Annotated in this window: 7 protein-coding genes and 2 pseudogenes; 2 read left to right on the top strand and 7 right to left on the bottom strand. The window is 75.8% G+C overall.

Annotated features, from left to right (window positions below; all coding sequences use genetic code 11):
- Positions 1-623, bottom strand: a pseudogene (locus AB0I76_RS15845) (cobyrinic acid a,c-diamide synthase); the annotation flags it as partial.
- A gap of 202 nt (positions 624-825) precedes the next feature.
- Here AB0I76_RS15845 and AB0I76_RS15840 point away from each other — a divergent pair.
- Positions 826-1,656: an SURF1 family protein gene (locus AB0I76_RS15840; RefSeq protein ID WP_357035188.1), complete on the top strand. Its 831-nt coding sequence runs from the start codon at positions 826-828 to the stop codon at positions 1,654-1,656.
- On the opposite strand, the gene AB0I76_RS15835 is transcribed toward AB0I76_RS15840, so the two are convergent.
- The 4 genes and pseudogenes from AB0I76_RS15835 to AB0I76_RS15820 all read right to left on the bottom strand — a co-directional run.
- Positions 1,646-3,238 (bottom strand): ATP-dependent DNA ligase, encoded by a 1,593-nt coding sequence (locus AB0I76_RS15835; protein ID WP_357035186.1) that lies wholly within the window; start codon positions 3,236-3,238, stop codon positions 1,646-1,648. The genes AB0I76_RS15840 and AB0I76_RS15835 overlap by 11 nt on opposite strands.
- Positions 3,239-3,328: 90 nt before the next feature.
- On the bottom strand, positions 3,329-3,535 hold the full coding sequence (locus AB0I76_RS15830) for a hypothetical protein (protein ID WP_357035183.1): 207 nt from the start codon (positions 3,533-3,535) through the stop codon (positions 3,329-3,331).
- Between the two features lie 226 nt (positions 3,536-3,761).
- Positions 3,762-5,114: a dipeptidase gene (locus AB0I76_RS15825; protein WP_357035194.1), complete on the bottom strand. Its 1,353-nt coding sequence runs from the start codon at positions 5,112-5,114 to the stop codon at positions 3,762-3,764.
- A pseudogene (locus tag AB0I76_RS15820) lies at positions 5,107-6,028 on the bottom strand (hypothetical protein); the annotation flags it as partial. The pseudogene AB0I76_RS15820 and the gene AB0I76_RS15825, both read right to left, overlap by 8 nt.
- Between AB0I76_RS15820 and AB0I76_RS15815 the strand changes: the two are divergent.
- On the top strand, positions 5,960-6,361 hold the full coding sequence (locus tag AB0I76_RS15815) for a rhodanese-like domain-containing protein (RefSeq protein ID WP_357035191.1): 402 nt from the start codon (positions 5,960-5,962) through the stop codon (positions 6,359-6,361). The pseudogene AB0I76_RS15820 and the gene AB0I76_RS15815 sit on opposite strands and share 69 nt — an antisense overlap.
- Positions 6,362-6,364: 3 nt before the next feature.
- On the opposite strand, the gene AB0I76_RS15810 is transcribed toward AB0I76_RS15815, so the two are convergent.
- Positions 6,365-7,912, bottom strand: coding sequence for a cobyric acid synthase (locus AB0I76_RS15810; protein WP_357035180.1), 1,548 nt, complete (start codon positions 7,910-7,912; stop codon positions 6,365-6,367).
- The gene (locus AB0I76_RS15805) at positions 7,909-8,910 is read right to left on the bottom strand and encodes a cobalamin biosynthesis protein (RefSeq protein ID WP_357035177.1); all 1,002 of its coding nucleotides are present in this window, start codon (positions 8,908-8,910) and stop codon (positions 7,909-7,911) included. The genes AB0I76_RS15810 and AB0I76_RS15805 overlap by 4 nt, the downstream gene beginning before the upstream one ends.
- Between the last annotated feature and the right edge of the window lie 325 nt (positions 8,911-9,235).

Here is a 9,235-nt window from a genome sequence, read left to right as displayed (position 1 = left end):
GCTCGGGTCGCCTCGCCGCTGCCGGTGAGCACCGGCACCACGCCGTGCCGGCGGGCCGGCAGCACCGGCGGCAGGTCCTGCCGGCGCAGCGCGCCGTAGACCGGAACCCCGACGTCGTCGAGCGCCTCACGCAGCAACGCCTCGTGCCGCGTGGACGCCACCCGGTTGAGGATCACGCCGCCGAGCCAGAGTTGCTCGTCGTACGCCCGGAAGCCGTGCACGAGGGCCGCCACCGACTGGCCCATCGCGCCGACGTCGACCACCATGACGACGGGGCTGCGCAGCGCGGTGGCGATGGCGGCCGTCGACTCCGTCTCCGGGCGGCCGGCGAGGGAGTCGTACAGGCCCATGCTGCCCTGCACCACCGCGAGCCCGGCGCCCTCGGCGCCGTGGGCGAAGAGCGGGACGACCCGGTCGGCCCCGGTCAGCCGCGGGTCGATGCTGCGCCCGGGGCGGCCGGCGGCGAGCCCGAGGTAGCCGGCGTCGATCTGGTCCGGGCCGACCTTGAAACCGGCGACGTCGAGCCCCCGGTCGGCGAGAGCGGCGAGCAGCCCGATCGCCAGCGCGTTCGTGCCGTGCCCGGAGGACGGCGCGCTGAGCACCAGGCGCGGCACGACGGTCATCATCGACTCCTCGCGGACGGTGGCGGGTACGCGGCGGGCCGCCCGGCGCGGTCCGCCCGCGTGACGATAGCGGACCAGGCCGACGGCGGAAGCCACCGGACAGGAAGATCGTCGATGAGGTGGCGTGTCCGCGTCGGCGCCGGGCGCGCGGACCGGGGTCGTCCCGGCGGGTGGCCCGGGCCACAGGGGTAACCTCGTCGTCGTGTACCGGTTCCTGCTGACCCCGCGCTGGCTGGGCATTCTCGCGCTGACCCTGGTCGCCGCGGTGGCGATGGTGCTGCTGGGCAACTGGCAGCTGGACCGCTACCACGGCCGGACCGAGATCAACGAGCGGATCGACGCGGGCCAGCGGATGGACCCGGTGCCGCTGCGCGACGCGCTGGCCGCGCCGGCCGGCGGCCCCGGCACCCTCGGGCCCGCCCCGACCGAGGAGAAGACCTGGACCAAGGTCAGCGCCACCGGCCGCTACGACGCCACGAACGTGGTCCTGGTCCGGAGCCGCTCGGTGGAGCAGAGGGTCGGGTTCGAGGTGCTGACCCCGCTGGTGCTCGCCGACGGCACCGCCGTGCTGGTGAACCAGGGCTGGATCCCGCCGGTGCCGGGCGCCGCCGCCACCGCCCAACCGACGGTGCCCCCGGTCCCCGCCGGCGAGGTGACCGTGGCCGGCCGGGTACGCACCGGCGAGCCGGGCAAGGGCGCCGTCACCCGGCGCGACGGCCGGCTGGAGACGCGACGCATCGACCTGCCCCGGCTGGCCCGTGAGCTGCCCTACCCCGTGCACGGCGGGTACCTGCTGCTGGACGAGCAGAGCCCGGCGGCCGACCCGACGTTCGTCGCCGTCCCCGTGGGGCACGCCAACAACTGGCAGAACCTCGGCTATGTCGTGCAGTGGTGGATCTTCGCGGTGATGGCGCTGCTCGGCTACGGCTGGGTCGCCCGCCGGGAGGCCCACCGTCGGGCCGGCCTCCTGAATGAGCGGGGCGCCGACCCCGTCGACCGCGCCGCCGAACCCGCCCAGCCGATCAGCCCGTGACGCGGCCGGCGTGGATGGCCCGGACGGCGTCGATGGTGTCGGCCTCGGCGGCGCTCTTGTCGTCGCGGTAACGCACCACCCGGGCGAAGCGCAGCGCCATCCCACCCGGGTAGCGGGAACTCGTCTGCACCCCGTCGAACGCGATCTCGACGACCTGCTCCGGGCGCACCCGGACCACCCAGTCGCCGCGCTCCACGGCGAGGTCGAGGAACCGCTCGGTCTGCCAGCGCAGCACCTCGTCGGTGAGCCCCTTGAACGTCTTGCCGAGCATCACGAAGTCGCCGGTGCGCGGGTCACGGGCACCCAGGTGCAGGTTGGAGAGCCAGCCCTGCCGCCGGCCGCTGCCCCATTCCACGGCGAGCACCACCAGGTCCAGGGTGTGGCGGGGCTTCACCTTCACCCACGCGGCACCGCGCCGGCCCGCGTCGTACGGCGCGTCGGGCGCCTTGACGACCACGCCCTCCTGCCCGGCGTCGATCGCCGCCGCGAAGGCCGCGCCGGCCCGCTCCGGGCCGTCGACCTCCATCCGGCCGACCAGCATCGACGGGTCGACCGCACCGGCCAGCGCCGCCCAGCGCTCCCGGCCCGGCCGGTCGATGAGGTCCTCGCCGTCGAGGTGCAGCAGGTCGAAGAAGTACGGCGTCAGGACCGGCTCGCCGGTGGTCTCGGCGGCGGCGAGCACCGCCGGGGCGACCGGCGTGCCACCGGTGGTGCTGGGCGTGGTGCGGCGGGCCGCCCGGCTCGACGTCTGTTGGAACGGCAGCGGCCGACCGGTCGCGTCCAGGCCGATCGCCTCGCCGTCGAGCACCAGCTCCCGGGCTGGCAGCGACCGCACGGCGGCGACCACCTCGGGCACGCGGGTGGTGATCTCGTCCAGACTCCGGGTGAAGACGGCGATGTCCGGGCCGGAGCGGTGCACCTGGATCCGGATGCCGTCGAGCTTCACGTCGACCACGGCCGGCGTGCCGGTGGCCGCCAGCGCCTCGTCCACCGACGGGGCGCTCTGCGCGAGCATCGGCGCCAACGGCCGGCCGACCTGGAGACCGAAGGCGGCCAGCGCCGCCGCGCCACCGTCGAGCGCGGCCACCGCGACCGCCCGCAGGTCACCGGCGAGCAGGAGCGCCCGGCGTACGGCCGCGACCGGAACCTCGGCCGCCCGCGCCACCGCGTCGGCGAGCAGGCCCGCCTGGGCACCCTGGCGCAACTCCCCGCTGAACAGCCCGGTCAACAGCCGCTGCTCGTCGGCGGTCGCCGCACCGTAGAGCGCGTGCAGCAGCGCACGCCGACGGGCCTGCGAACCGGCACCGCTCACCGCCGCGATCTCGTCGATCGCCGCGTCCACGGTGGCCACCGTCAGCGTGGGAACGTCGGCCGGCGGGGGAAGGTCACGAAGGCCGGCCCAGCCCACCCCGGTCTGCCGCTGCCGCAGCTCGCCCGCGAGATAGCCGGAGCCCGCCGCGACCTCGTCCGGCGCGAGCCGGCGCAACGCGTCGGCGAGCAGCTCCACCTTCGCGCGCCGGCCGCTGGTCGCGCCGACGGCGGCGGAGGTGGCTGCCAGATCCAGGAACCGCACGGGCACCATCCTGCCAGCCACCCCCGACGCCACCCGGGCATTGCCGTGCCCGGGGTGGCCCGAGACCACGCGGACCGGCCCCGGCGGGGCCGGGGCCGGTCAGGCGGAGACGGGCTCCTCGATGCGCAGGCCGCGGGCGCGAACCTCGTCGGCGACCCGGGACAGCAGCGTGTCCAGCGCGACCAGGGCGGCGGAGAGCTCACCGAGCTGTTCCTTCAGCGTGTCCTCGGACCACGCGGAGACGTCGACGTCCCCCAGAGCGCTGACCGCGGCTTCCAGCCGGGACATGACCTCGTTCGTACTCATGTTCGAAAGGCTATAACAGCCCCGCGCCCGACACACCGCAAACTCCCAGATGAACCGGGAAGTTACGGTTCCGACACCTAGCCCCCGTTCGTGTCCACCTGGCACCGCCCGGCGCGGCCACTACTTCGGGGAAATAGTGGCCTCGCGCCCACAAATGACCACTATTTCCCCGACGTTGCGCGGGCGCGCGGACGCGCGCGGCGCGCGGACGACGCGCAACGCGGCCCTAGCCCCCGTTCGTGCCCGCCCGGGCCACGTTCGCCAGCAGCAGCGCCTCGGCCAGGCAGACCCGGGCGAACTCGCCGAGGTGCAGGCTCTCGTTCGGCCCGTGCGCCCGCGCGTGCGGGTCCTCCACGCCGGTGACCAGGATCGCGGCCCGCGGGAACATCTCCTGGAAGGTGGCGATGAACGGGATCGAGCCGCCGATGCCGATGTCCACCGGGGCGGTGCCGTCCCAGGCGCTCCGGAAGGCCGAGCGGGCCGCGTCGAACATCGGGCCGGACGCGTCGATGACGCACGGGTCGCCGTCGTGCTCCAGGGTCACGGTGACCTGCGCGCCCCACGGCGCATGCTTCTCCAGGTGGGCGCGCACGGTCGCGTACGCGCGCTTCGGGTCGTCACCCGGCGCGAGCCGTACGCTCAGCTTCGCCTTCGCGGCCGGGACCAGGGCGTTCGGTGCCTCGCCGGTGGCCGGCGCGTCGATGCCGAGCACCGCGACGGCCGGCTTCGTCCAGATCCGGTCGGTGATCCGGCCGGTGCCGATGAACTGCACGCCCTCGGCCAGCCCGGCCTCGACCCGGATCCGGTCCTCGGGGTAGTCGACGCTCGCGCCCTCCCGGGCGACCAGGCCGTCCACAGCCACGTCACCCGCGTCGTCGTGCAGGGTGGCGAGCAGCCGCACCAGCGCGGTGAGGGCGTCCGGCACCGCACCGCCGAACATGCCGCTGTGCACGGCGTGGTCGAGCGTACGGACCTCGACGAAGCAGTTGACGATGCCGCGCAGCGAGGTGGTCAACGCCGGTACGCCGATGTCCCAGTTGCCGGAGTCGGCGATCACGATGACGTCCGAGGCGATCTCGTCGCGGTGCTCGTCGAGCAGCCGCTCCAGCGAGTCGGAGCCGTACTCCTCCTCGCCCTCGATGAAGAGCACCACGCCGACCGGGAGCGCGTCGCCGAACGCCCGCAGCGCCGCGACGTGCGCCATGATGCCGGCCTTGTCGTCGGCGGCGCCCCGGGCGTAGAGGCGGCCGTCCCGCTCGACCGGCTCGAACGGGTCGGACTCCCACAGCGACCGGTCACCGACCGGCTGGACGTCGTGGTGGGCGTAGAGCAGCACCGTCGGCGCGCCGGGCGGGGCCGCCTTCTTCCCGATGACGGCCGGCTGGCCGCCGGAGCGCACGATCCGCACGTCGAGGTCGCAGCCGCGCAGCAGCTCCGCCACCGCCTCGGCGGAGCGCTCCACGTGCGAGTGGTCGAAGCCGTCGAACGCGATGCCCGGGATGCGGACGAGGCGTTCCAGGTCGGCGCGGACGCCGGGCATCTCCCGCTCGACGGCGGCCCGCAGGTCGGACTCGGACATGATCGGTGTGGTCATGACCGGCATCGTATGCCGGCCTTACCGGGTCACACCGACCGAGCCGTCCCGAGCCGGCCGCGCCCGCGCGGTCACCGGCGGCGGACGTAGTACCGGGTGGCGTCGTGCGGCAGGGTGGGCGCACCGTCGACCACCAGGTCCGCCCGCGCCTCGGTGCCGTCCGCCGCGAAGTGCGCCCGCTCGCCGGTGTGCCAGCGCCGCAACTCCGGCAGGATTCCGGGGCCGTCGCGCTCCACCGCCCGGGTGAGCCGCAGCGGCGCCGGCGCGGTGACGAAGACCGCGAGGGACAGGTCCGGACCCGCCGCCGCCCGCGCCGTGCTCACCCCCTCCACGATCAGCACCGGCGCGACCGGCACCGGCACCGGCCGGGGCAGGAAGCGGCGCCGCACCCAGCTGTACCGCCGGTAGGACCCCGGCCGGCCCGCGCGCAGCGGCGCGAGCACCCACTCCTCCAGGCGCGGCCAGAAGGTGAGCTGGTCGTCCCAGCCGTCGAGCAGATCGTCGGTGTGCACCACCGGCGGTCGCGCGCCGCCACTCACCGCCGTCAGGGCGTCCGCGAGCCGCGACGCGAACACGCTCTTCCCCGCGCCGCTCGGCCCGTCGACGGCCACCAGCCGGGTACGCCCCAACCGCGCCGGCCCGGCCAACACCCGGCGGGCGAGTTGCGCGTACCCCTCCATCACCGCGACCGTCACTCCGCCGACGGTAACCGGCGGCCCGGACCACGACGGCGCGGCGTCGCCCGTTCGGGCGGTCGTGGGTGGGACCCGGCCGTTGGGCGGGCGAACCGGCCGGCGGGGCGGCAGGATCGGTTCGTGTCCCACAGCGTGATGAGTCCGGGCGTCGACGCCCTGTTGGAGCAGGCCCGCGCCGGGGTACGCCGGCTGACCCCGGAGCAGACCGTCGAGGCGGTCCGTGCCGGAGCGTTGCTGATCGACACCCGTACCGAGTTGCAGCGGCAGGAGCAGGGTGACCTGCCCGGCGCCATCGTCGTGGACCGGACGGTGCTGGAGTGGCGGCTGGACCCGGCGAGCGCCTGGCGGATCCCCGAGGCGACCGGGTACGACCTGGAGATCGTGGTGGCGTGCCGGCAGGGCTACAGCTCCAGCCTGGCGGTGGCCAGCCTGCGGGCCCTGGGCCTGCACCGGGCCACCGACATCATCGGGGGCGTGGAGGCGTGGCAGTCGGCGGGGCTGCCGATGTCCGACCGCCCGGCCGACGTGCGCCTCTGAGGTCTAGCCCAGGGGTGTCGGTGCGCCGGGTGGGATGAACGGCAGGCCGGCGGGCGGACCGGCCTCGACGAGGCGCCACAGCGCGTCGGTGTCCAGGTGCTCCTCGACGAGGTCGCCGAGCAGGTCCAGGGACCGCTCGCGGGCGGTGGCGAAGGACGTGTCCGGTGCCACCCGGAACCCGGTGCGGCCGGCCAGCCGGGCGGCCTCGGTGAGGAAGCGACGGCGGAACTCGTCGGACTCGAAGGCGCCGTGCCAGTGCGTGCCGCGCACCGCGCCGGCCACCGCCCCCTCGCCCGTCCCGTCGGCGCAGGTCAGCAGCGGGGCCAGGGTCGGGTCGGCGGACGAGACGTAGCCGTGGTGGATCTCGTAGCCGCGCACCGGGACGTCACCGTCGACCGTGCCGGCCGACTGCCGGACGGTCTTGCGCGGGTCGAAGGTGATCTCGATCGGCAACAGCCCCAGCCCGGGCACGCTGCCCCGCCGGCTCTCGACCGGGTCGTGGATCGCGCGGGCCAGCATCTGGAAGCCGCCGCAGATGCCGAGCAGCGGCTTGCCGGCGGCGGCGTGCGCCAGCACGGCGTCGGCCAGGCCGGTCTCCCGCAGCCAGGCCAGGTCGGCCACGGTCGACTTCGAGCCGGGAAGGACGACCAGGTCGGCGGCGGCAAGTTCGGCCGGCTCGACGGTGAGCCGCACACGGACGCCGGGCTCGGTGGCGAGCGCCTCCACGTCGGTGGCGTTGCTGATCCGGGGCAGCCGGACCACCGCGACGTCCAGCCAGTCGGTGCCGCGCGGGGCCGCCGGCCGGCCCAGCACCCGCCCGTACGCCAGCGAGTCCTCCGCGTCCAGCCACAGGTCGAGCGACCAGGGCAGCACCCCGTACGTGGGGCGGCCGGTCACCTGGCGCAGCATGTCCAGGCCCGGCTGGAGCAGCCCGAGATCACCCCGGAACTTGTTGATCACGAAGCCGGCGACGAGGGCCTGGTCGGCCGGGTCCAGCAGCGCGACGGTGCCGAACATGGAGGCGAACACACCGCCCCGGTCGATGTCGCCGACCACGATGGTGGGCAGCCCGGCGTGCCGGGCGAGCCCCATGTTCACGTAGTCGCCGGCGCGCAGGTTGATCTCCGCCGGGCTGCCCGCCCCCTCGCAGATCACCACGTCGTACGCGGCCCGCAGCTCGGCCAGGGCCGCGTACGCGGTCTCCGCCAGCCGGGGCCGCAACGCCCGGAAGGTGCCGGCGGTGATCGTGTCGACGGCCTCGCCGAGCAGCACCACCTGGCTGGCCAGGTCGCTGCCCGGCTTGAGCAGCACCGGGTTGAACCGCAGGTCGGGGGCGATCCCGCAGGCTGCGGCCTGCATCGCCTGGGCCCGGCCGATCTCCCCGCCGCGCCCGTCCGGCCCGACCACGACCGCCGAGTTGTTGGACATGTTCTGCGCCTTGAACGGCGCCACCTTCACGCCCCGCCGGTGCAGCCAGCGGCAGATGCCGGCGGTGAGCACGCTCTTGCCGGCGTCGGACGTGGTGCCGGCGACGAGCAGACCCCCGCTCACCGTCCGGTCCCCCGGCGGGCACCGAGCACGCGGCGGCCGGTGGCGCCGACCAGCCGGCCGACCGTCAGCGGGTACGCGGCGGCCAGCCCGAGGGCGGCCAACCCCACCGCGCCGGAGATCCGGGCGGCCCGCTTCAGGTGCCGCGCCTCGGGGCGGGGGCCGTCGCCCAGGTACGGGCGCACCTCCGACCGCCCGAAGTACACGTTGCGCCCCCCGAGCCGTACGCCCAGCGCCCCGGCCATCGCCGCCTCGCACTGGCCGGCGTTGGGGCTCGGATGGTCGTTGCGGTCCCGGCGCCACACCCGCCAGGCCCGCTCGCGGTCCCCGTTCGCGACCGGCGCGACCGCGATCGTGAGCAGGCCGGTCACCCGGGCGGGTACCAGGTTGAGCAGGTCGTCGAGGCGGGCCGCCGGGGTGCCGAACCGGGCGTACCGCGCCGACCGGTGTCCGACCATCGCGTCGAGGGTGTTCGCCGCGCGGTACCCGAGCAGGCCGGGCAGCCCGGCGACCGCCCCCCAGAGCAGCGGGGCCACGACCGCGTCGGAGGTGTTCTCGGCGACCGACTCGACGGTGGCACGGGCCAGCTCGGGCTCGTCCAGGGCGGACGGGTCCCGGCCGCAGAGGTGACCGAGCCGCTGCCGCGCGGCGGGCAGGTCGCCGCCGCGCAGTGCCCGCCCCATCACGGTGGCCTCGTGCCGCAGGGTGCGCCCGCCGAGGACCGTCCAGGTGGTGGCGGCGACCAGCACCGCCCGGGCCACCGGCCGGTGTCGCGTGGCGGCCGTGGCCGCCGCGCCGAGCAGCACCGGCACCCCGATCGCCGCGGCGGTGTACGCGGCACCGGCCGCGCGGTCCGGCCGGTAGAGGCGTCGTTCCAGGGCGGAGGCGGCCCGACCGAACCCGGCCACCGGGTGCCCGCGACGCGGGTCGCCGAGCAGCGTGTCCAGGGCGTACCCCGCGACGAGCCCCACCGTGGTCGCCACCGGCGTCGCGTGCCGCACCGGCCTCACCTCCGGCCGGCCAGCCTAGCCGAGCACCGCGGTCGGTCCCCTGCCCGACCGACCCCGGCGATCCCCCGCCCGGCCACCCACGGCGGTTCCCGCGTCGTCGGCCGGGGACAAGCGACCACCTTCCCGGGACCTTCGCGGGGTCCCGGCTTCACGGAAGGCGCGGTGTCCCCCCTTCCGGATGCCCCGCCTTCACTGACGTCGTGTCGATCTTGTCGAAGCTCGGACGGACCCGGCCGGCCAGACTCCGGCGGAACCCGGCACCGGGGGGGGGGGGGGGGGGGGACCCCCCCCCCCCCCCCCCCCGGCCCCCCCCCCC

This window comes from Micromonospora sp. NPDC049799 (genome assembly GCF_040656655.1).
In the GTDB taxonomy this organism is placed as follows: domain Bacteria; phylum Actinomycetota; class Actinomycetes; order Mycobacteriales; family Micromonosporaceae; genus Micromonospora.
Note: the sequence above shows the minus strand (reverse complement) of the source record. Positions and strands in the feature narration are given on the sequence as shown.

Bases quoted from the DNA above. Each gene is read 5' to 3' on its own strand.
- AB0I76_RS15835 (WP_357035186.1), bottom strand. From the start codon at position 3,238: ATGGTGCCCGTGCGGTTCCTGGATCTGGCAGCCACCTCCGCCGCCGTC.
- AB0I76_RS15830 (WP_357035183.1), bottom strand. From the start codon at position 3,535: ATGAGTACGAACGAGGTCATGTCCCGGCTGGAAGCCGCGGTCAGCGCT.
- AB0I76_RS15825 (WP_357035194.1), bottom strand. From the start codon at position 5,114: ATGTCCGAGTCCGACCTGCGGGCCGCCGTCGAGCGGGAGATGCCCGGC.
- AB0I76_RS15815 (WP_357035191.1), top strand. From the start codon at position 5,960: ATGAGTCCGGGCGTCGACGCCCTGTTGGAGCAGGCCCGCGCCGGGGTA.